Here is a 20,290-nt window from a genome sequence, read left to right as displayed (position 1 = left end):
CGCGCCACGACAGGCGGCGTCACATCCTGTTCACAGCGCCATCTGGCGGCTGATCTCGGCGGGATCGAGGCTTGCGCGGTCGCAGGCGTATTTCACCGCACCCCGGTCCATCACCGCAAAACTGTCGCCGAGTTCGCAGGCAAAGTCGAGATATTGTTCGACCAGCACGATCGCGATGTTGCCGAGGTTGCGCAGATAGGAGATGGCGCGGCCGATATCCTTGATGATCGAGGGCTGGATGCCCTCGGTCGGCTCGTCGAGCAGCAGGAGCTTTGGCCGCATCACCAGCGCCCGGCCGATCGCGAGCTGCTGCTGCTGGCCGCCGGAAAGGTCGCCGCCGCGGCGGCCCAGCATGGTCTCCAGCACCGGAAACAGCGAGAACACGTCGTCGGGAATGTTGCGGTCTTCGCGCTTCAGCGGACCGAAGCCGGTCTTCAGGTTCTCTTCCACCGTCAGCAGCGGAAAGATCTCGCGGCCCTGCGGCACGAAGCCGATGCCGCGCCGCGCCCGTTCATAGGGCTTGAGCGCGGTGATGTCCTTGCCGTCGAAATTGATCGCGCCGGACGCAATCGGATACTGGCCGACCATGGCGCGCAGCAGCGAGGTCTTGCCGACGCCGTTGCGGCCGAGCACGCAGGTCACCTTGCCCGGCTCGGCGGTCAGCGATACCCCGCGCAGCGCCTGCGCCGCGCCGTAATAGAGGTTGATGTTGTCGATCTTCAGCATCGCCCTAGCGCCCCAGATACACTTCGACCACCCGCTCGTTCGACGACACCTGGTCGATCGAACCTTCGGCGAGCACCGTGCCTTCGTGGAGACACGTCACCTTGACGCCGAGCTCGCGCACGAAGGTCATGTCGTGCTCGACCACCATGATGGTGTGGTTCCTGTTGATCTCCTTCAGCAGCTCCGCGGTCAGATGGGTCTCGACATCGGTCATCCCCGCGACCGGCTCGTCGACCAACAGCACCTTCGGATCCTGTGCCAGCAGCATGCCGATCTCGAGCCATTGCTTCTGGCCGTGCGACAGGCTGCCGGCGAGGCGGTTGCGCGCATCGGTCAGGCGGATGGTCTCGAGCACCTTGTCGATCCGTTCGGATTCCGCCTTGCTGCCGCGCCAGAACAGCGTGCCGCGTACGGAATGATCGACATTGAGCGCGAGCAGCAGATTGTCCTGCACGGTCTGGCTCTCGAACACCGTCGGCTTCTGGAATTTGCGGCCGATGCCGAGCTCGGCGATCCGGGTCTCGTCGAGCCGGGTCAGGTCGACGGTGCCGTCGAACAGCACCGTGCCCTCGTCCGGCTTGGTCTTGCCGGTGATGATGTCCATCATCGTGGTCTTGCCGGCGCCGTTCGGGCCGATGATGGCGCGCATCTCGCCGGGCTCGAGCGCCAGCGACAGATTGTTGATGGCGTGGAAGCCGTCGAACGAGACGTGCACGCCGTCGAGATAGAGCATGGCCGAGGTGGCGCGGGTATCCATGACGTTCATCTGCCTACTCCGCCGGGTTCGGTGCGCCGACGCCGTCTTCGCGCGCCGCGCTGTCCCTGTCGGCCGCGATGGCCGCACTGCGCCGCGTCTCGCGCCAGCTGCTGAAGGTGCCGACGATGCCTTTCGGCAGCAGCAACGTCACCAGGATGAACAGCGCGCCCAGCATGAACAGCCAGTACGGTGCGAGCGGCCCCGAGGTGAAGAACGTCTTGGCGTAGTTGACGACGACGGCGCCGAGCGCCGCGCCGACCAGCGTGCCGCGGCCGCCGACCGCGACCCAGATCACCGCCTCGATCGAGTTGGCGGGCGCGAATTCGCTCGGATTGATGATGCCGACCTGCGGCACGTACAGCGCACCGGCGACGCCGGCCATGCAGGCCGACAGCGTGAACACGAACAGCTTGTAGGATTCGACGCGATAGCCAAGGAAACGGGTCCGGCTTTCGGCATCGCGCACCGCAATCAGGACCTTGCCGAGCTTCGAGGTCACGATCGCGCGGCAGATCAGGAAAGCGATGATCAGCGCGAGGCAGCTCAGCAGGAACAGCGCGGCGCGGGTGCCTTCGGCCTGCACGTTGAAGCCGATGATGTCCTTGAAGTCGGTCAGCCCGTTGTTGCCGCCGAAGCCGAAATCGTTGCGGAAGAACGCCAGCAGCAGCGCATAGGTCATCGCCTGGGTGATGATCGACAGATACACGCCGGTGACGCGCGAGCGGAAGGCGAGCCAGCCGAAGCAGAAGGCGAGCAGACCCGGGACCAGCAGCACCATCAGCGCGGCAAACCAGAACTTGTCGAAGCCGTACCAATACCAGGGCAACTTGCTCCAGTTCAGGAACACCATGAAGTCCGGCAGGATCGGGTTGCCGTAGACGCCGCGGCTGCCGATCTGGCGCATCAGGTACATGCCCATCGCGTAGCCGCCCAACGCGAAGAACGCGCCGTGGCCGAGCGAGAGGATACCGCAATAGCCCCAGATCAGATCGATCGAAAGCGCGAGGATGGCGTAGCAGACATATTTGCCCCACAGCGCGACCAGATAGGTCGGCACCTGGAACATCGAGCCCTGCGGCAGCAGCAGGTTCGACAACGGGATCAGCACGCCGATCGCGGCGACGATCAGGACGAACGCGGTCGCCGCGCGGTCGAGCGAACGGGTGAGGATGTGCGGCGTCATGCTTCCACCGCCCGCCCCTTGAGCGCGAACAGGCCGCGGGGCCGCTTCTGGATGAACAGGATGATCAGCACCAGGATCGCGATCTTGCCGAGCACCGCACCCGCGACAGGCTCGAGGAACTTGTTGGCGATGCCGAGCGTGAAGGCGCCGACCAGCGTGCCCCAGAGATTGCCGACGCCGCCGAACACCACGACCATGAAGCTGTCGATGATGTAGCTCTGGCCGAGATTCGGGCTGACATTGTCGATCTGCGACAGCGCCACGCCGGCGATACCGGCGATCCCCGAGCCGAGGCCGAAGGTCAGCGCGTCGACGCGCGAGGTGGCGATCCCCATCGAGGCCGCCATGCGGCGGTTCTGGGTCACCGCGCGCATTTCGAGTCCGAGCGCGGTGTAGCGCAGCATCGCCAGCAGGATGGCAAACACCGCGAGCGTGAAGCAGAGGATCCAGAGCCGGTTATAGGTGATGGTGATCTGGCCGAGCTCGAAGGCGCCGCTCATCCAGGAGGGGTTGCCGACCTCGCGGTTGGTTGGACCGAACGCGGTGCGCACCGCCTGCTGCAACACCAGCGACAGGCCCCAGGTCGCAAGCAGCGTCTCCAGCGGACGGCCGTAGAGGAAGCGGATGATGGTGCGCTCGATCACGACACCGATCAAGCCGGCGACCAGGAAGGCGAGCGGCACCGCGATCAGCAGCGAGTAGTCGAACAGCGCAGGATAGCGGCTGCGGATCACCTCCTGCACCACGAAGGTGGTGTAGGCCCCGAGCATCACCATCTCGCCATGCGCCATGTTGATGACGCCCATCACGCCGAAGGTGATGGCAAGCCCGATCGCGGCGAGCAGCAGCACCGAGCCGAGCGACAGGCCGTACCAGGCATTCTGCACCATCGACCACATCGCCAGATTGCTCTGGATCGAGGACACCGCGCTCGCGGCCGCGTTGGCGACCAGCGGCGGCTGGTCGGTGCCGAGCCCGGTGAGCAGCGCCAGCGCCTCCTGATCGCCGCGCGCCTTGACCACGGCGACGGCGTCGAGCTTGTCGCTGTCGGATGCGTCCGACTTGAACAGGATGATGGCGGCGCGTGCCTCGGCGAAGGCCTGCTTGACCGACTTGACGCTCTCCTTGGCAAGCGCGCTCTCCACCGTCGGCAGCAAATTCTCCTCGTGGCTTTTGAATACCGACTGCGCGGCGGCGAGGCGCTTGGCCGGATCCGGCGACAGCAGCGTCAGGCCGCCGAGCGCGGCCTCCACGGTGCGGCGCAGGCGGTTGTTGAGGCGGACGGCGGCGGCGTTGTCGGGCAGCTTGTCGACGGCAGCACCCGTTGTAGCGTCGACGATCTTGCCGTCGGTCCGCGTGATGAAGACCTTCTTGCTGTCGGGATCGGCCGACAGCCGGCCGTCCTGCAGCGCGCTGATGATGGGCGAGGCCAGCGCATTGCCCGACGCAGCAACCTCACCGATCGCAGCCTCGGTGTCGGAGAACTCGTCATTGGCGAATTTGGCGACCGAATCCTCGAACGGACCAGCCAGAGCCGGCGCAGCAAGGCAGCTCAGCAGCACGATCGAGAGAAACAGCGCACGAAAACGATCAATACAATTGGCGAACACGTCAGTACCCCGGCAGGAGTGTGAGGAGAAGGCGGCGAGCTGTGCCGCCTTCTCCAGGTTCTTGGATGGTTGTGTCGTGTCGTTGATCAGGTCAGGAGTTCAGGAGCCCTCTTGTTAGGAGCCCTGGCCGCCGCACTTGTTGGTCTTGGTGTTGTAGTTGCCGCACTTCTTGCCGACCCAATCGCCGATCAGGTCCTTGGAGCCCTCGAGCTCCTTCGACCAGGCGTCGCCGGCCACCAGGCCCGGGGTCTTCCAGACCACGTCGAACTGGCCGTTGCCCTTGATCTCGCCGATGAACACCGGCTTGGTGATGTGGTGGTTCGGCAGCATCTTCGACACGCCGCCGGTCAGGTTGGGCGCCTCGATGCCGGGAAGCGCATCGATCACCTTGTCCGGATCGGTCGACTTCACCTTCTCGACCGCCTTCACCCACATGTTGAAGCCGATGTAGTGCGCTTCCATCGGATCGTTGGTCACGCGCTTCGGATTCTTGGTGTAGGCCTGCCACTCCTTGATGAACTTCTCGTTCGCCGGGGTCTTGATCGACTCGAAGTAGTTCCAGGCGGCGAGATGGCCGAGCAGCGGCTTGGTGTCGATGCCGGCGAGCTCTTCTTCGCCGACCGAGAACGCGACCACCGGGATATCGGTCGCCTTGATGCCCTGGTTGCCGAGCTCCTTGTAGAAGGGAACGTTGGCGTCGCCGTTGATGGTGGAGACCACCGCGGTCTTCTTGCCGGCCGAGCCGAACTTCTTGATGTCGGCCACGATCGTCTGCCAGTCGGAGTGACCGAACGGCGTGTAGTTGATCATGATGTCGTCCTGGGCGACGCCCTTCGACTTCAGATAGGCTTCCAGGATCTTGTTGGTAGTGCGCGGATAGACGTAGTCGGTGCCGGCCAGCACCCAGCGCTTCACCTTTTCTTCCTTCATCAGATAGTCGACGGCGGGGATCGCCTGCTGGTTCGGCGCAGCGCCGGTGTAGAACACGTTGCGCTCGGACTCCTCGCCCTCATACTGCACCGGATAGAACAGGATGTTGTTCAGCTCCTTGAACACCGGGAGCACGGATTTGCGCGACACCGAGGTCCAGCAGCCGAACACGACCGCAACCTTGTCCTTGGTGATCAGCTCGCGCGCCTTCTCCGCGAACAGCGGCCAGTTCGATGCGGGGTCGACCACGACGGGCTCGAGCTTCTTGCCGAGCACGCCGCCCTTCTTGTTCTGCTCGTCGATCAGAAAAAGGATCGTGTCCTTCAGCGTGGTTTCGCTGATGGCCATGGTGCCCGACAGCGAGTGAAGGATGCCGACCTTGATGGTGTCGTCGGCCGCGTGTGCGGGCGCAAGCGGCGAGGACGCAGCCAGGCCCAAAACCAGGCCGGCCGTCGCCGCGAGCGCGCGGCGGCGGGTCATCGTCGCTATTCCGTGAGTAAGCTGAGTAAGCATGAAATGTCGTCTCCCTGACGCAGGCGTGAACGCTTGCGAAACGGCCGCATGGCCGCCTGCGGTTAAGGGAATCGCAAGAACTGTGCCACGGTGCGCAGGCACCTTAAGCCAATGTATCGGCTAGATAATTTCGTGAGTTCCGGGCAAATACGGAAGCCGCTTGCTCAATCATTGAGCCGCCAACTTGACTGTCGAAAGAGCAATCAGATCATTTTGTAGGCAAAATCGACGTCTTGGCTAAATTTACGGCATCGATTTGTGACAGTTTGCGCGATGGTTCAGCGACCTCCGGGCACCAAAGACGGCGATCTCATCTTGAAACCGCCCAGTTCCTGGTCCATATCTTCGCCATGCCCGCGAGAGTCGCGGTGCCTTCGCGAGCTGCGTGTTCAAGCCGCCCCAAGCGGCTTCTGGCTCGCCTTCCAGCTAACCCAGCTTGACGCCCCAGACACGCGGGTGTCCCCGAATGCCTTCCAGCGCTTCCGGCCGATATGGGCTGGGACGACGATGGCTTTTATGGAAAGAACCACCTTTTGACCTCCTTTCAGGATTTCGGCCTCGCCGATCCCATCGCCCGCGCGCTTCGAGAAGAGAATTATCTCACGCCGACCCCCATCCAGGCACAGACCATCCCGCTAGCCCTTGCCGGCCGCGACGTCGTCGGCATCGCCCAGACCGGTACCGGCAAGACCGCCTCCTTCGCGCTGCCGATCTTGCACCGGCTGCTTGAAAACCGCGTCCGCCCGCAGCCCAAGAGCTGCCGCGTGCTGGTGCTCTCGCCGACGCGCGAACTGTCCGGGCAGATCCTCGACAGTTTCAACACCTATGGCCGTCACATCCGGCTGTCCTCGGCGCTCGCCATCGGCGGCGTGCCGATGGGCCGCCAGGTCCGCGCCGCGATGCAGGGCGTCGAGGTCATGGTCGCCACCCCCGGCCGCCTGCTCGACCTCGTGCAGAGCAACGGCCTGAAGCTCAATCAGGTCGAGTTCCTGGTGCTCGATGAGGCCGACCGCATGCTCGACATGGGCTTCATCAACGACATCAGGAAAATCGTCGCCAAGCTGCCGGTCCGGCGCCAGACGCTGTTCTTCTCGGCCACCATGCCCAAGGACATCGCCGAGCTCGCCGAGGCGATGCTGCGCGACCCGGCCCGTGTGGCAGTGACGCCGGTGGCCTCGACCGTGGATCGCATCGCCCAGCGCGCGATCCAGGTCGATTTCGCGGCCAAGCCGACGGTTCTCGCCCAGCTGCTGAAGCAGGAACCGGTCAACCGCGCCCTGGTCTTCACCCGCACCAAGCACGGCGCCGACAAGGTGGTGAAGAGCCTTGCCAAGGCCGGCATCGAGGCCAATGCGATCCACGGCAACAAGTCGCAGAACCACCGCGAGCGCACGCTGGCGGCGTTCCGTTCCGGCGAGATCCGCACGCTGGTGGCGACCGATATCGCCGCCCGCGGCATCGACGTCGACGGCGTCAGCCACGTCGTGAACTTCGACCTGCCCAACGTCCCGGAGACCTACGTCCACCGCATCGGCCGCACGGCGCGCGCCGGGGCCGACGGCGTCGCGATCTCGCTGATCGCCGGCGCCGAGGAGATGGGCTATTTGCGCGACATCGAGCGGCTGATCCGGATTACCGTGCCGCGGGAAGACCGCCGCACGCAAGGCGGCTCCCCTGGCGGCCGCGAGGCCACAGCGCCGGCGCAGGCCACCCACCCGCACCGGGGCGGCCGTTCTGCGCCCCGCGCGCACAATGTCCGTGGGAATGAGGCCGCTCCGGGCGCAAAAGGCCCTCGCCGCCGCCGCCGTCGAGGTGGTAATAATGGCGCGCCGCAGACGAGCCGGGGCGAGTCGCCGCGTCCGTCGCAGGCCGGCAACAGCGAAGGCATTCAGGGCGTCGCCTTCTTGCATCGCGAGAGCCGGCCGAATCCGCAACACAACCGCAACAACCGACCGAAGCACTAGCCGTCGCTCGATCTGGAGAAACATATGGCTAAGGAAGAGCTGATCCAGTTCGAAGGACTGGTGACCGAAATCCTCCCCGACGCTCGTTACCGGGTGCAACTCGATGCCGGGCACGAGATCGTCGCCTACACCGCCGGCAAGATGAAGAAAAACCGCATCAAGACGCTGGCCGGCGACCGCGTTACGATCGAAATGTCGCCCTACGATCTCGAAAAGGGGCGCCTGATCTTCCGGCACAAGGACGAACGTCCGAGCGGCGCGCCCGGCGGCCCGCCGCGGGGCGGAGCCCAGCGCGGCGGCCAGTTCCGCCGCCGGTAAGCGGGGTATTGCAACCGCTGCGGGCATGATGTCCTGATGTCCTGCGCACAATTGGCCGGCGGCTGCGCCGGCCAAAAAATCGCGCACGTCAGGATTGTTTTCAGGATTGTTTTGAAGCCTTCTATCGAATAATATCCTACCCATCGATTTTCGGCCGGACGACATTAGCCAATACCGGTACAGCCGGTTCAGACGCTGACGACCCTTCCAAAAATTCGATCTCACCACCCCGCCGATCAGCGGGTCTTGAACTTGTATATCTGAGAAGGGACTACCCACGTGAGCATGGGAACCGTGAAGTGGTTTAACGCGACCAAGGGCTACGGCTTCATCCAGCCGGATGAAGGCGGGAACGACGTGTTCGTGCACATCAGTGCAGTCGAGCGCGCCGGCCTTGGCACTCTGCGTGAAGGCCAGAAGATCTCCTACGAGATCGTGGCTGACCGCCGTTCCGGCAAATCCTCGGCCGACAATCTGCGCGCCGCCGGATAAGCCGATTTCCCGGGAGCGCGAAGCTCCGGGAAATTGTCGTTAAAGCATCAAGGGCCGCACCTTCGGGTGCGGCCCTTTTTGTTTGCGAGTCTGCCGCCGCGGCCCGGAGCACGATCCGGAAATGCGCGAAGCGGTTTTCCTCGCGACAAAGGCGGAACGCGTTTGCGCGGAGCTCGCGCTTGAGCAACGAGCTCAAGCGCGATGACGATTCAACCTCATCTCATCGCGCTTCAGTAGGTCGAGCAGGTCGTCGGCATGGTGGCGGACGTCGGGGCGTAGAACACGCAAACCGACTGCCGCGGCCTGGTGAAGGCGACGTCGGTGAGATTGATGCCGCTCTTGGCCATCACATAGCCGACCGTCGGAACGTATTTGTAGCTGACTTCGCTGAAGATCAGATAGGTGCCCGCAACCAGCAGCGCCGCCGGCACGACGCTGGTCACGACATCACCCTGACTGCGGCTCGAGGCCGTCAATGTGGCCTGCGTGGCGCCCGCGGCCATCACCCCGGCCTTGCTCCACTGGATCCGCGCGACCTTCGAGGCGTCGACGTAGATTTCCGACAAGGTGACCTTGGTCGGCGTCGGATCGTACGGCGTCATGATGCCGACGCTGGCGCTGAAGAAGTTCTGCAGGTCGGCGTCCACCACCTGCGTCGACTGCGAGGTCAGGTCCGACGCGGCGCGCGCCATCAAGGTGACCTTGCGGTCGACCGCGACGCCGGATGAAAACTCGACGGTGCCGAAGAACAGCACCAGCATCAGCGGCAGGACGAAAGCGAACTCGACGGCGGCAAGGCCCCGGCGGTCATTGCAGAGGGCCGCGACGGAGCGCAGCAAGGCCGCTGCCCGGGTTTTCATGACGTTGCTCATGAGCATGTCGCCCCGGCGGTCCCGGACGGCTCGTTCTTGAATGTCGCGGTCGCGGTCAGCAACCGCTTGCCGTTGGCGAGGTTGGCGACATTGAAGCCGAGCTTGGTGACGAACAGCGGCCACTGATAGAACAGCCGGACCACCACGACGTCGCCGTCCTTGCCTGGACACCATTTCATGGTCGGAATGAATGCGTTGTTGGCATCGATCGGAGGCGCGATGTTGACGCTGCTGAAGCCCGTCGCAGCGGGATAGCTGCGCACGTCGACCGATATGCCGTTGGCACAATCGAACAGCGCGCTGACCTGGCTGCAGACGAAGTTCTTGAACTGCTGCTGGGTATAGCTTGCGCCCTGCGCCTGACCGGTCATGATCATGCGCGCCGAATCCTGCGTCACCGTCTCCAGCACCTGGCTCGCGAAGAAGATCATCGCCACTTCGATGATCGCAAACAGCAGTCCGAAAAACAGCGGCGCGACCATCGCGAATTCGACCGCGGTCGCGCCACTGCGGTTTCGGCGAAAGCGATGGAGAAGGCGCGCGAAGGAATGAGCGGGCAGCGACATCAACGACCCCGGATCAACATGGCGGCAACAACTACCCAAGACTCATTGTCGAAGTATTTCGGCGGATCGAGACAGAGCGACCCGATCCGTCAGGCTTTTATTAACCATGTCGGATGAACCGCCTGCGGCCGGCGGCTGCCCCGGCGTGCGAAGCGCCGGCGCGGACACGCGTTAGTTCTGCGGCTTCGCGGCCGCGCCCGAGCCGGAGGCCTGGCTGTTGAGCGAGCCGGCCTGGTCCATGGTCGACTTGAAGTAGGTCTCGCCGTCGCCGAGGGTGATGCGGCGCTGGCAGACCGGCATGCAGCTGTAGGTCTCGCGATCGACGCCGCGATAGACGGTGACAAGCTGGTCGGTCGGACCCTCGACCTGGATCTGGCGATCCACCAGCACCTGGCCGGAGCGGTCGAGTGCGATGAAGTTGGTCGCGCCGTAGCCCTTGCCGGTCACGACGACAACGCCGCCATTCTGCAGGGTGACGTCGGCGATCAGCGGGTTGCCGACCACGATGGTGGAGATGCCGCCGGGCAGCTTGACGAGCTTGGCCTGGTCGACATTGACCGCAATCCGGTCCGGATCCGGCGCTGCCGTTGCGAATGCGGGCCACAGCAGAACGGCTGCGGCCAGCGAGATGAATCCAATGCGCGCGACGGCGCGAATACGCTGGGATTGAAACGACATATCCTACCCCGGGACGTTAACAAGCCGGCAAAAAGCGATACGCAGCGGACCGGCGCCCGACGCAGGCAAATCTGACGGCAATTCATTTAAGAAGAGCAAAAATCGACCGCTGAATTGCGCGGATGTCACGACTTCCGGAAACGGATCGGCCAACGGCCCGGTGATCCCGCGGAAAAACGTCCCCGCGGGGACCGCCGCCTAAAGCGTGATCCGGAAAAGTGCGATGCGGTTTCCCTCGCGACAAACGCGGAACGCGTTTGCGCGGAGATCATGCTCAAACAAAGAGCTAAGGCGCGATGACGTTTCAACCTCATCACATCGCGCTTCAGCCGGCGGCACGCACATGCACCACCACGCGATCGTCGGCGTAGAGGCGCTGCCATCCAGCGATGTGATCGAGAAATCTGGAGGCGGGCGTTGCCGGATCGAGCATCACCGCATCGATTCTGTAGGTCTTGAGCAGATCGAGGAAGCCGCTGACGTCCTTGAGCTGGAGCGCACGGTAATAGGCCATCTCGAAGTCCTCGCCGTAAAGCTCGGCACGGCCATCGACGAACACCGGCACCTGACGCCAGATCAGATAGCCGCCGAACTGCAGATCATTGAGCACGCGCTGCACGTTGTGCGCCTTCAATGCGTCGACGGCAGCAGCGGGCGAATGGATCGGCGGCGGCGACATGTCGCGACGCACCGCAATGAACCAGGTCGAGGCGCAGAGCGCGGCGATCAGCATCGCGGCCGGCGTGGCCTTCAGCCGGACCACGCTTGCGGCACGCAGGCCGAACTGGGTTGCCACCGGCGTCAGCACGGCCAGCGGCAGCAGCAGCGCGAAGAGCTCGAGATTCCTGACGTGGGATAGCGCCATATGCAGCAGGCCCAGCGCCAGGATGATCCGCGGCAGCGGCAGCTTCACCCCGCAATAGAGCGCCGCGCCGATCAGGCCGAGAATGGTCAGTTCGAACGCATCGACGTGGCTGAAACTCGCCGGCATCCACTCCGCGATGAGATGCAAGAGTTCACCGAGGCTGAGAATCCTCAGCGAGGCGAGGATCGTCCCCCAGCCATAGGGCGTCACGCAGCACGCGGCCAGCGCGCCGAGGCCGAATGCGGCCCAGCGCAGCGCCAACGGCAATCTTTGCGCCGGCGCCGCATTCCACAGCGCATCGAGCGCGAAGGCGCCGGCCAGCACCAGGCCGAACAGAAAACCGCCATGCAGATTGGCCCAGAGCGCGATCAGCGGCAGCAGCCAGAACGAGGGGGCCTCGCGGCGTTCGCTGGCGACCATCAGGCCGTTCGCCCAGACCATCATGATCGGCAGCGCAAGCACATGGGGACGGGCCAGCAGATGGCCGCATGTCAGCACCAGCGCCGCCAGCGCGATCAGGCTGGCGTAGATCGCCGGCAGCGCGCGGCTGAGGATCGCGGTGAGCAGCGCGAAGGTGGCGGCGCCGCAGGCCGCGGCCAGCGCCGCGGGCCCGGTCCACCCGGCAAGGTCGTAGGCCTTCGCGAACAGGACCTGCGCCAGCCAGGACGACGACACCCAGGGCTCACCGGCCTTGGTGAAGGAATAGATATCGACCGACGGCAATGCGCGGTGATCGAGGATCCACCGGCCGACGGCAATCTGCCAGTAGGTGTCGGAATCGGCGAGCAGCCTGTCGCCGACGACCAGCAGCAGCGCATAGACGCCGCACGCCATCCAGAACCAGGCCGGGACTTCGGCGAACACCGAGGCCCGCGCCTGCGGGACGGTTGCGGTCTCAGCACTCATGCGCGCACGGTCCGGTCAATGACGGAACGGATAGGCCAGCTGTCCGCCGATTTCGGCCGGCACGCCCTGCTCGGCGTCGACGCCGTAATCATCCGGAAGCTTGCCTTCGGGCATGCGGAATGTCCCGAACAGAATGTCCCAGAGCGGAAACGTGCCGGCGAAATTGGTGTCGCCACCCTCCTCCAGCGCAGTGTGATGCCAACGATGAAACACCGGCGTGGCGATCACATATTTGAACGGACCGAGCGTCCAGTTCAGGTTGGCGTGCACGAAGGCGGAGTGGAATGTGGTGAAAGGACCGACCCACAGCATGATGTTCGGCGAGATGCCGGCCATCAGCAGGATCACGTCGACCGAGATCGTGCCGATCAGCAGATTGACGGGATGGAAGCGCGCCGCCGAGATCCATTCGAGATCCTCGGAGGAATGATGAATGGCGTGGTACTTCCAGAAGCCGCCGCCGTGAAACATCCGGTGCAGCCAGTACAGCATGAAGTCGGAAGCGACCAGGAAGATGATCGATTGCAGCCAGAGCGGCAGCTGCGCCAGCGGGCCGTGTCCGTTTTCGTAGAACGAGATCAGCTCGTCGGCACCGTGCACGTCGAACACCGCGGCCGCGCCCACCACCAGCAGCCCGATGCGCAGCACGCGGGCGAATACCGGCACGAAGAACCAGTAGCAGATGTCCGTGACCAGCTCGCGCTTCTGCCACCACGGCTTGCCGGGATTGCAGGCCCAGAAGTGGGTCAGCACCGTGAAGAACAGCGCGAGGCCGATCGTGATCGGCACCACCCTCATCATCGTCTGGCCGAGCATCTCGATGACTTCGATCGGAAGGGTGGACATGGCAGCCTCATATTACGGAAGCCCCATGGGTATAGATGTGCGCTTAAGGAGCCGTGAATAGGTCCCAAGCGCCCGGTCGCAGCAACAGTCTGCAATTTTAGCGCACCGCTTAATGCCAAATTTACTGTGCGCAACAACAGCGGGTTCCCGCAGAGTTTATGCGATCAAATTAACTGCGCCGAAATCGTCCAACACTAGGGTGCCGCAATGGTCACGGTGCTGAGAACGCCGGCGAGACCAAATCTAGTTCGACCAGCCACGTGTACACAGGAGTGATTTTATGAAGAACCTCGTTTCGCGCTTCGTGAAGGACGAATCGGGCGCGACCGCCATCGAGTACGGCCTGATCGCCACCGGTATCGCCATCGCGATCATCGCTGCAGTCAACGGCGTCGGCACGAAGCTCTCGGGTACCTTCAACTCGATCTCGGGCTCGCTGAAGTAAGCCGGCTTCGATGAATTCGCAGCAAAGGTCCCGGCGATCCCGGGACCTTTGCTATTTGTCGGGGGCCGATCGGCAGCCTCCGTTGATGGTGCCGGCGATCCTTTTCCGATTGTTCACCATTGGCCGCTAGCGTCGGGTCTCGACCGCAGCTCCAGCTTGACGGCATGAATTCATGATCCTCGACATCGCACGCTTGATGCTGTTTCCGGCCCTGATGGCCTTTGCGGCGGCGAGCGATCTCTTGACCATGACGATCCCGAACCGGATTTCGCTGGCGCTGGTGGCGGGCTTCTTTGTCCTGGCGCCGCTGACCGGGATGGGCGTCCACGAGATCCTCACCCATGCCGGCGCAGGCGCGCTGGTCCTCGTGGTGGCGTTCGGCATGTTCGCGATGGGCTGGGTCGGCGGCGGAGACGCCAAGGTCGCGGCCGCGGCCGGCCTGTGGTTCGGGTTCGAGCATCTGCTGCCCTATCTGGTCTTTGCGTCGCTGTTCGGTGGTGCGCTGACCGTGCTCTTGCTGCAGCTGCGGCAATGGCCCCTGCCCTACCCGCTCGCGTCCCAGGCTTGGCTCAGCCGCCTGCACGACAAGCAGACCGGAATTCCCTACGGCATCGCGCTCGCCCTCGGCGCCCTCCTGATCTATCCCGAGACGGACTGGATCAAGACGATCGATCTCGCGCACTTCGCGATGCGCTGAGAAAGCAGCGGTAACCGCCCGTTAAGGCGATTTAGATACGCCTCATTAACCATGCTTTGACGAATAGCTGGTCAACTCCCATCACGGCGGCGGCAGCGTCGCGGCGTCATGTGGAAAGTGAAGCGTAATGGATAAGGCCCGCATTCTGGTCCTGGCAATTGCAGGCTGCGCCGGCCTTGCGGCGCTTTATTTGGCGAGCGGAAGCGACGACAAGCCGGCGGCCCCTCCGCCAGTCGCGCAGCTGCCGACCGTCGACATCCTGGTCGCGCGTAGCGACATCGGCCTCGGCCAGGCAGTGAAGGCCGAAGATCTGCAGTGGCAGACCTGGCCGGCGGCGACCGCCAGCGCCAGCTTCATGCGCAAGGACAGCCACGCCGACGCCATCAAGGACGTCACCGGCTCGATCGCGCGCGCCCCGTTCATCCAGGGCGAGCCGATCCGCGAGCAGAAGCTCGTCAAGGCCGACGGAAGCGGCTTCATGGCCGCGATCCTGCCGAGCGGCATGCGGGCGGTATCGACTGAAATCTCTCCCGAGACCGGTGCCGGCGGCTTCATCCTGCCGAACGACCGGGTCGACGTCCTGCTGTCGAAGCGGGACAAGAATCCCGACCGCAACGGCGCCGACATCGTCAATTCCGAGGTCATCCTGACCAATATCCGCGTCCTTGCGATCGACCAGGCGCCGAAGGAGAAGGACGGCACCAACGCACTGATCGGCAAGACGGTGACGCTGGAGCTGAAGCCTGACCAGACCGAGACGCTGGCGCGCGCGCGCCAGAGCGGCGTCCTGTCGCTGGCGCTGCGCAGCATCGCCGACAACAACGGGACCGACGTCAGGACCGACGACAACCACCAGAGGCGCGGTGAGACCATCAACGTCATCCGCTTTGGCGTTGCCAACCAGGCAACGATGCAGAAGTGACCATGAGGACACAGGTGATGAAGGGCGGGGCAACTCAACGGACGATGCGGGCCTTCATGGTCCGCGCATTGTCGTTCTCGGCCGTCGCGGCGCTCACGCTCAACCCGGCACTGACGCCGGTGGTGGCGAGCGACTACCGCGCCGCTCCCGCCGCGGCCGACGGCCAGATGAACGCCCGCTTCCTCGCACTCGGCGTCGGCAAATCGGTGGTGATCGATCTGCCGAGGGACATCAAGGATGTGCTGGTCGCCGATCCCAAGATCGCCAATGCCGTGGTCCGCTCTGCGCAACGCGCCTACATCATCGGCGCGACGGTCGGCCAGACCAACATCGTGTTCTTCGACGCCGCCGGCCAGCAGATCGCGGCCTATGACATCGCGGTCAAGCGCGACCTCAACGGCGTGCGCGCGGCCCTGCGCGCCGCACTGCCGAATGCCGATATCCAGATTGAGGGTGTCGGCGAGGGCGTCATGCTGACCGGAAGCGCGGCGAGCCCGATCGAAGCACAGCAGGCCGGCGAGATCGCCACGCGGCTGGTCGGCAGCGCCGACAAGGTCGTGAACTCCATCACCGTTCGCGGCCGCGACCAGGTGATGCTGAAGGTGACGGTCGCCGAAGTCTCGCGCAGCCTGATCAAGCAGCTCGGCATCGACCTCACCGCGAACCTCAATTACGGCACCACCGTGGTGAAGTTCACCAACAACAACCCGTTCACGGCGAACAACGCAGCGCTGGTGCCCGGCAACGCCCTCACCACATCGTTCGGCGCGGCTCCATCGGTATCGGCGACGCTCCGTGCCATGGAAAGCGCAGGCGTGGTGCGGACGCTCGCCGAGCCGAACCTGACCGCGATCTCCGGCGAATCGGCGACCTTCATCTCGGGCGGCGAATTTCCAATTCCGACCGGCGTGACCTGTCAGACGACGACGGGAGGCGCGATCGGGAATTGCGTTCAGACCGTCAGCTTCAAGAAATTCGGCATTTCGCTCAACTTCACGCCCGTGGTGCTGACCGAGGGACGGATCAGCCTGCGCGTGATGACGGAAGTGTCGGAAGTCTCGACCGAGAACTCGCTGACCGGCGGCGCGGGCGGAACGACGATCCCCTCGATCAAGACCCGGCGCGCCGAGACCACGCTGGAAATTCCCTCGGGCGGCTCGATGGCGATGGCCGGCCTGATCCAGGACCAGACCAAGCAGGCGATCAATGGCCTTCCGGGGCTGGCGTCGCTGCCGGTGCTCGGAACGCTGTTCCGCAGCCGGGACTTCGTCAACAACCAGACCGAGATGATGGTGCTGGTGACGCCCTATGTCGTTCGCGCGGTGGCGCAGAAGGACCTGTCGCGTCCGGACGACGGCTTCGCCAACGCGTCAGATCCGCAGGCCGATCTGCTGGGCAGCATCAATCGCGTCTACGGCGTACCCGGCCGCACCGAGCCGGCGCGGAATTACCGCGGCACTTACGGCTTCATTACGGACTGAGGCGGACGATGACACAGACCACATCCAGGACATCCGCCGGTTACCAGCGCGGCATCGCTCTCGCCGGGGCGCTCGTCAGCCTCGCGATGACGCTGGGCGCCTGCCAGCACGCCGCCGACAACAGTTTCGCGATGGTGAACGCGCCGGCCGACTATCGCCAGCGTCACCCGATCGCGGTCACCGAGGCTGATCGCTCGATCGTGGTCTTCGTCGGCCGCAGTCGCGGCGGCCTGACTGCGGAGCAGCGCGCCGAGGTGATGGGGATGGCGCAGGACTGGATGCGCGAGGGAACTGGCGCCGTCACCATCGACGTTCCTGCCGACACGCCGAACGCACGGACCGCCCAGGAATCGCTGCGCGAAATCCAGGCCACGTTCGCCGCCGCCGGCGTGCCGCCGCGCGGGATCCTCGTTCGCAAATACCGTCCCGAGGATCCGCGCCAGATGCCCGCGATCCGCGTGAACTATCCGAAGATGAAAGCGGTCGCCGGGCCGTGCGGCCTCTGGCCGGAAGATCTCGGCCCGTCGATCCACAACGGGTCCTACATCGAGAACAAACAGTACTACAATTTCGGCTGCGCCAATCAGCGCAACCTCGCCGCCATGGTCGAAGACCCGACCGACCTCGTGCAGCCGCGCGCGGAGACCCCTGCCTATACGTCGCGTCGCAACATCGCCTTCGACAAGTATCGCAAGGGCACCACCACCGCCACGAGTTATCCCGAGTCCGACAGGGCCAAGCTAAGCGACACAGGAAAATGATCACCTACGCGCAGCAAAACTCCGAAGAGCAGACGGACGCCCCGCCGCAGGCCGTGGACGACCATATTGCTCCGGCGCCACGGGTTTCGGTCCAGGCGTTCTGCGAAACGGTCGAGACCGCTGCCGCCGTGCAGTCGGCGGGCGAGGATCGCCGGCTGGCCAAGGCTCACCTCAAGATCCAGATGGGCGGCATGGCGGCCGCCATCGAGGCCTATCGCTCGGCGCCGACGCCCAACGTCATCATCCTCGAGACCGAGGGCCGCGGCGACATCCTGGCCGGCCTCGATCAGCTCGCAACGGTGTGCGACGCCGGCACCCGCGTGGTCGTGATCGGCCGCGTCAACGACGTGACACTGTATCGCGAGCTGGTGCGCCGCGGCGTCAGCGATTACGTCATCGCGCCGGCTCATGCGATCGACGTGGTGCGCGCGGTCTGTAACCTGTTTTCGGCGCCGGAAGCCAAGGCAGTCGGCCGCATCGTCGCTGTCGTCGGTGCCAAGGGCGGCGTCGGCGCCTCGACCATCGCCCACAATGTCGCCTGGGCGATTGCCCGCGATCTGGCGCTCGATTCCGTGGTCGCCGACCTCGACCTCGCCTTCGGTACAGCCGGCCTCAACTATAACCAGGATCCTGCGCAGGGCATCGCCGACGCCGTGTTCTCGCCCGACCGCGTCGATACCGCCTTCGTCGACCGCCTGCTGTCGAAATGCACCGACCATCTGAGCCTGCTGGCGGCGCCGGCGACGCTGGACAAGGTCTACGATTTCGGCGCCGAGGCGTTCGATGCGATCTTCGATACGCTGCGGACCACGATGCCCTGCATCGTGCTCGACGTGCCGCATCAATGGTCCGGCTGGACCAAGCGCGCGTTGATCGCGGCCGACGACATCCTGATCGTGGCGGCGCCCGACCTCGCCAATCTGCGCAATGCCAAGAACATGTTCGACCTGCTCAAGGCGTCGCGGCCCAACGACCGCGCACCGCTGTACTGCCTGAACCAGGTCGGCGTGCCGAAGCGTCCCGAGATCGCGGCCGGCGAGTTCGCCAAGGCGATCGAAAGCCAGCCGATCGCCGCCATCCCGTTCGATCCGCAGATCTTCGGTTCCGCCGCCAACAACGGCCAGATGATCGCGGAGATTTCCGCCAATCACCGCGCGGTCGAGATGTTTCTGCAGATGGCGCAGCGGCTGACAGGCCGCGGCGAGACCAAGAAGCCGAGGGGGTCCTTCCTGTCGCCCCTGCTCGAAAAGCTGCGGTCCAAATAGTGGTCCGCGTGGAGTCAAGACGTCGTGTTTGGTAAGCGTAGCGGAAACGATGGGGACGTGCGGGCACCCAAGCCCGCGTTTCAGACGCCGGAGCCTGCCGGCGCCCCGGCGATGTCGCGCGAGTCCGTCGCACCGGCGATCTCGTCGCCGCCGCTGGCGCCGAGCAAGCCACCGCCTGCCCCCGCCGTCGAAGCCCGCCGCTCGGACAACTACTACCAGGTCAAGGCGACGATCTTCGGCGCCCTGATCGAGGCGATCGACCTTGCCCAGCTCGCCAAGCTGGACAGCGAATCGGCGCGCGAGGAAATCCGCGACATCGTCAACGAGATCATCGCGATCAAGAACATCGTGATGTCGATCGCCGAGCAGGAGGAACTGCTCGACGACATCTGCAACGACGTGCTCGGCTACGGCCCGCTGGAGCCGCTGCTGTCGCGCGACGACATCGCCGACATCATGGTCAACGGCGCAGGCACCGTGTTCATCGAAGTCGCTGGCAAGATCCAGCGCACCGGCATCCGCTTTCGCGACAATCAGCAGCTTCTCAACATCTGCCAGCGTATCGTCAGCCAGGTCGGCCGGCGCGTCGACGAATCCTCGCCGATCTGCGACGCCCGCCTCGCCGACGGTTCCCGCGTCAACGCCATCGTGCCGCCGCTGGCGATCGACGGGCCCGCGCTCACCATCCGCAAATTCAAGAAGGACAAGCTGACGCTGGAGCAGCTCGTCAAGTTCGGCGCGATCACCCCCGAAGGGGCGACCATCCTGCAGATCATCGGCCGCGTCCGCTGCAATGTGATCATCTCCGGCGGCACCGGCTCGGGCAAGACCACGCTGCTGAACTGCCTGACCAACTATATCGAGCACGACGAACGCATCATCACCTGCGAAGACGCCGCCGAACTTCAGCTGCAGCAGCCGCATGTGGTGCGGCTGGAGACCCGGCCGCCGAACATCGAGGGCGAGGGCCAGGTGACGATGCGCGAACTGGTCCGCAACTGCCTGCGTATGCGCCCGGAACGCATCATCGTCGGCGAAGTCCGCGGCCCCGAGGCGTTCGACCTGTTGCAGGCCATGAACACCGGCCACGACGGCTCGATGGGCACGCTGCACGCCAACAATCCGCGCGAAGCGCTGTCGCGCTGCGAATCCATGATCACCATGGGCGGCTTTTCACTTCCGTCCCGCACCATTCGCGAGATGATCTGCGCCTCGGTCGACATCATCGTGCAGGCCGCGCGCCTGCGCGACGGTTCGCGCCGCATCACGCACATCACCGAGGTGATGGGCATGGAAGGCGACACCATCATCACCCAGGATATCTTCCTCTACGACGTGGTCGGGGAAGATGCCAACGGCAAGATCATCGGCAAGCACCGCTCGACCGGCATCGGCCGGCCGCGCTTCTGGGAGCGTGCGCGCTACTACAATGAAGAGAAGCGGCTTGCGGCGGCGCTGGACGCCTCCGACGCGCCGGCGCCGGTCTAGGGGAA

The 20,290-nt window shown here is 64.6% G+C and carries 20 protein-coding genes; 10 read left to right on the top strand and 10 right to left on the bottom strand.

Going from position 1 to position 20,290, the window contains the following annotated elements:
• Positions 1 to 30 precede the first annotated feature (30 nt).
• From urtE to urtA, 5 genes are all read right to left on the bottom strand, one after another.
• Positions 31 to 726, bottom strand: a complete 696-nt coding sequence (gene urtE / locus E2I15_RS36365; RefSeq protein WP_024581870.1) for an urea ABC transporter ATP-binding subunit UrtE — start codon at positions 724 to 726, stop codon at positions 31 to 33.
• 4 nt (positions 727 to 730) lie between these two features.
• Entirely contained in the window at positions 731 to 1,492 is a 762-nt protein-coding gene (gene urtD, locus E2I15_RS36360) for an urea ABC transporter ATP-binding protein UrtD (RefSeq protein ID WP_137476651.1), read from the bottom strand.
• A gap of 4 nt (positions 1,493 to 1,496) precedes the next feature.
• A complete protein-coding gene (gene urtC, locus E2I15_RS36355) occupies positions 1,497 to 2,666 on the bottom strand; it encodes an urea ABC transporter permease subunit UrtC (RefSeq protein WP_069279336.1) in 1,170 nt (389 codons plus the stop codon).
• On the bottom strand, positions 2,663 to 4,261 hold the full coding sequence (gene urtB, locus E2I15_RS36350; RefSeq protein WP_137476972.1) for an urea ABC transporter permease subunit UrtB: 1,599 nt from the start codon (positions 4,259 to 4,261) through the stop codon (positions 2,663 to 2,665). Before urtB ends, urtC begins: the two co-directional genes overlap by 4 nt.
• A gap of 129 nt (positions 4,262 to 4,390) precedes the next feature.
• Positions 4,391 to 5,719, bottom strand: a complete 1,329-nt coding sequence (gene urtA, locus E2I15_RS36345) for an urea ABC transporter substrate-binding protein (RefSeq protein ID WP_137476650.1) — start codon at positions 5,717 to 5,719, stop codon at positions 4,391 to 4,393.
• Between the two features lie 533 nt (positions 5,720 to 6,252).
• On the opposite strand from urtA, the gene E2I15_RS36340 reads away from it, so the two are divergent.
• From E2I15_RS36340 to E2I15_RS36330, 3 genes are all read left to right on the top strand, one after another.
• Positions 6,253 to 7,683: a DEAD/DEAH box helicase gene (locus E2I15_RS36340; protein ID WP_137476649.1), complete on the top strand. Its 1,431-nt coding sequence runs from the start codon at positions 6,253 to 6,255 to the stop codon at positions 7,681 to 7,683.
• 24 nt (positions 7,684 to 7,707) lie between these two features.
• Positions 7,708 to 8,001, top strand: coding sequence for a translation initiation factor IF-1 (gene infA, locus E2I15_RS36335; protein ID WP_016842649.1), 294 nt, complete (start codon positions 7,708 to 7,710; stop codon positions 7,999 to 8,001).
• Positions 8,002 to 8,280: 279 nt separating this feature from the next.
• Positions 8,281 to 8,493 carry a cold-shock protein gene (locus E2I15_RS36330; RefSeq protein ID WP_016842648.1) on the top strand — a complete coding sequence of 71 codons (213 nt, stop codon included), beginning with the start codon at positions 8,281 to 8,283 and terminating at the stop codon, positions 8,491 to 8,493.
• A 230-nt stretch (positions 8,494 to 8,723) separates the two neighbouring features.
• Here E2I15_RS36330 and E2I15_RS36325 read toward each other — a convergent pair whose 3' ends face one another.
• From E2I15_RS36325 to E2I15_RS36305, 5 genes are all read right to left on the bottom strand, one after another.
• On the bottom strand, positions 8,724 to 9,353 hold the full coding sequence (locus E2I15_RS36325) for a TadE/TadG family type IV pilus assembly protein (protein ID WP_246667898.1): 630 nt from the start codon (positions 9,351 to 9,353) through the stop codon (positions 8,724 to 8,726).
• An 8-nt stretch (positions 9,354 to 9,361) separates the two neighbouring features.
• Complete coding sequence (locus tag E2I15_RS36320) at positions 9,362 to 9,931, bottom strand: TadE/TadG family type IV pilus assembly protein (RefSeq protein WP_137476647.1); 570 nt, start codon at positions 9,929 to 9,931, stop codon at positions 9,362 to 9,364.
• 171 nt (positions 9,932 to 10,102) lie between these two features.
• Positions 10,103 to 10,609: a pilus assembly protein N-terminal domain-containing protein gene (locus E2I15_RS36315; RefSeq protein ID WP_016842645.1), complete on the bottom strand. Its 507-nt coding sequence runs from the start codon at positions 10,607 to 10,609 to the stop codon at positions 10,103 to 10,105.
• Between the two features lie 325 nt (positions 10,610 to 10,934).
• Positions 10,935 to 12,380, bottom strand: a complete 1,446-nt coding sequence (locus E2I15_RS36310; protein WP_137476646.1) for a hypothetical protein — start codon at positions 12,378 to 12,380, stop codon at positions 10,935 to 10,937.
• A 15-nt stretch (positions 12,381 to 12,395) separates the two neighbouring features.
• Positions 12,396 to 13,226 carry a sterol desaturase family protein gene (locus E2I15_RS36305; protein ID WP_026192176.1) on the bottom strand — a complete coding sequence of 277 codons (831 nt, stop codon included), beginning with the start codon at positions 13,224 to 13,226 and terminating at the stop codon, positions 12,396 to 12,398.
• Positions 13,227 to 13,506: 280 nt separating this feature from the next.
• Between E2I15_RS36305 and E2I15_RS36300 the strand changes: the two genes are divergently transcribed.
• The 7 genes from E2I15_RS36300 (at position 13,507) to E2I15_RS36270 (ending at position 20,285) form a co-directional block, all read left to right on the top strand.
• On the top strand, positions 13,507 to 13,671 hold the full coding sequence (locus E2I15_RS36300; RefSeq protein ID WP_016842642.1) for a Flp family type IVb pilin: 165 nt from the start codon (positions 13,507 to 13,509) through the stop codon (positions 13,669 to 13,671).
• A gap of 172 nt (positions 13,672 to 13,843) precedes the next feature.
• Positions 13,844 to 14,368: an A24 family peptidase gene (locus tag E2I15_RS36295; protein ID WP_016842641.1), complete on the top strand. Its 525-nt coding sequence runs from the start codon at positions 13,844 to 13,846 to the stop codon at positions 14,366 to 14,368.
• A gap of 127 nt (positions 14,369 to 14,495) precedes the next feature.
• Positions 14,496 to 15,290 carry a Flp pilus assembly protein CpaB gene (gene cpaB / locus E2I15_RS36290; RefSeq protein WP_137476645.1) on the top strand — a complete coding sequence of 265 codons (795 nt, stop codon included), beginning with the start codon at positions 14,496 to 14,498 and terminating at the stop codon, positions 15,288 to 15,290.
• Positions 15,291 to 15,292: 2 nt separating this feature from the next.
• Positions 15,293 to 16,771 carry a type II and III secretion system protein family protein gene (locus E2I15_RS36285; RefSeq protein WP_137476971.1) on the top strand — a complete coding sequence of 493 codons (1,479 nt, stop codon included), beginning with the start codon at positions 15,293 to 15,295 and terminating at the stop codon, positions 16,769 to 16,771.
• An 8-nt stretch (positions 16,772 to 16,779) separates the two neighbouring features.
• Positions 16,780 to 17,532 (top strand): CpaD family pilus assembly protein, encoded by a 753-nt coding sequence (locus tag E2I15_RS36280; RefSeq protein WP_137476644.1) that lies wholly within the window; start codon positions 16,780 to 16,782, stop codon positions 17,530 to 17,532.
• Complete coding sequence (locus E2I15_RS36275; protein ID WP_018269598.1) at positions 17,529 to 18,797, top strand: CpaE/TadZ family protein; 1,269 nt, start codon at positions 17,529 to 17,531, stop codon at positions 18,795 to 18,797. Before E2I15_RS36280 ends, E2I15_RS36275 begins: the two co-directional genes overlap by 4 nt.
• 24 nt (positions 18,798 to 18,821) lie before the next feature.
• The gene (locus E2I15_RS36270; protein ID WP_137476643.1) at positions 18,822 to 20,285 is read left to right on the top strand and encodes a TadA family conjugal transfer-associated ATPase; all 1,464 of its coding nucleotides are present in this window, start codon (positions 18,822 to 18,824) and stop codon (positions 20,283 to 20,285) included.
• The last annotated feature ends 5 nt before the right edge of the window (positions 20,286 to 20,290 follow it).

Origin of the sequence: Bradyrhizobium sp. BR2003 (assembly GCF_009720285.1) — a bacterium.
In the GTDB taxonomy this organism is placed as follows: Bacteria; Pseudomonadota; Alphaproteobacteria; order Rhizobiales; family Xanthobacteraceae; genus Bradyrhizobium; species Bradyrhizobium elkanii.
This window is presented reverse-complemented; position numbering and strand designations above follow the sequence as displayed.

Excerpts from the sequence above, each read along its gene's own strand:
- urtE (WP_024581870.1), bottom strand. The coding sequence starts at position 726 with ATGCTGAAGATCGACAACATCAACCTCTATTACGGCGCGGCGCAGGCG.
- urtD (WP_137476651.1), bottom strand. The coding sequence starts at position 1,492 with ATGAACGTCATGGATACCCGCGCCACCTCGGCCATGCTCTATCTCGAC.
- urtC (WP_069279336.1), bottom strand. The coding sequence starts at position 2,666 with ATGACGCCGCACATCCTCACCCGTTCGCTCGACCGCGCGGCGACCGCG.
- urtA (WP_137476650.1), bottom strand. The coding sequence starts at position 5,719 with ATGCTTACTCAGCTTACTCACGGAATAGCGACGATGACCCGCCGCCGC.
- infA (WP_016842649.1), top strand. The coding sequence starts at position 7,708 with ATGGCTAAGGAAGAGCTGATCCAGTTCGAAGGACTGGTGACCGAAATC.
- E2I15_RS36325 (WP_246667898.1), bottom strand. The coding sequence starts at position 9,353 with ATGAAAACCCGGGCAGCGGCCTTGCTGCGCTCCGTCGCGGCCCTCTGC.
- E2I15_RS36320 (WP_137476647.1), bottom strand. The coding sequence starts at position 9,931 with ATGTCGCTGCCCGCTCATTCCTTCGCGCGCCTTCTCCATCGCTTTCGC.
- E2I15_RS36315 (WP_016842645.1), bottom strand. The coding sequence starts at position 10,609 with ATGTCGTTTCAATCCCAGCGTATTCGCGCCGTCGCGCGCATTGGATTC.
- E2I15_RS36310 (WP_137476646.1), bottom strand. The coding sequence starts at position 12,380 with ATGAGTGCTGAGACCGCAACCGTCCCGCAGGCGCGGGCCTCGGTGTTC.
- E2I15_RS36305 (WP_026192176.1), bottom strand. The coding sequence starts at position 13,226 with ATGTCCACCCTTCCGATCGAAGTCATCGAGATGCTCGGCCAGACGATG.
- E2I15_RS36300 (WP_016842642.1), top strand. The coding sequence starts at position 13,507 with ATGAAGAACCTCGTTTCGCGCTTCGTGAAGGACGAATCGGGCGCGACC.
- E2I15_RS36295 (WP_016842641.1), top strand. The coding sequence starts at position 13,844 with ATGATCCTCGACATCGCACGCTTGATGCTGTTTCCGGCCCTGATGGCC.
- cpaB (WP_137476645.1), top strand. The coding sequence starts at position 14,496 with ATGGATAAGGCCCGCATTCTGGTCCTGGCAATTGCAGGCTGCGCCGGC.
- E2I15_RS36285 (WP_137476971.1), top strand. The coding sequence starts at position 15,293 with ATGAGGACACAGGTGATGAAGGGCGGGGCAACTCAACGGACGATGCGG.
- E2I15_RS36280 (WP_137476644.1), top strand. The coding sequence starts at position 16,780 with ATGACACAGACCACATCCAGGACATCCGCCGGTTACCAGCGCGGCATC.
- E2I15_RS36275 (WP_018269598.1), top strand. The coding sequence starts at position 17,529 with ATGATCACCTACGCGCAGCAAAACTCCGAAGAGCAGACGGACGCCCCG.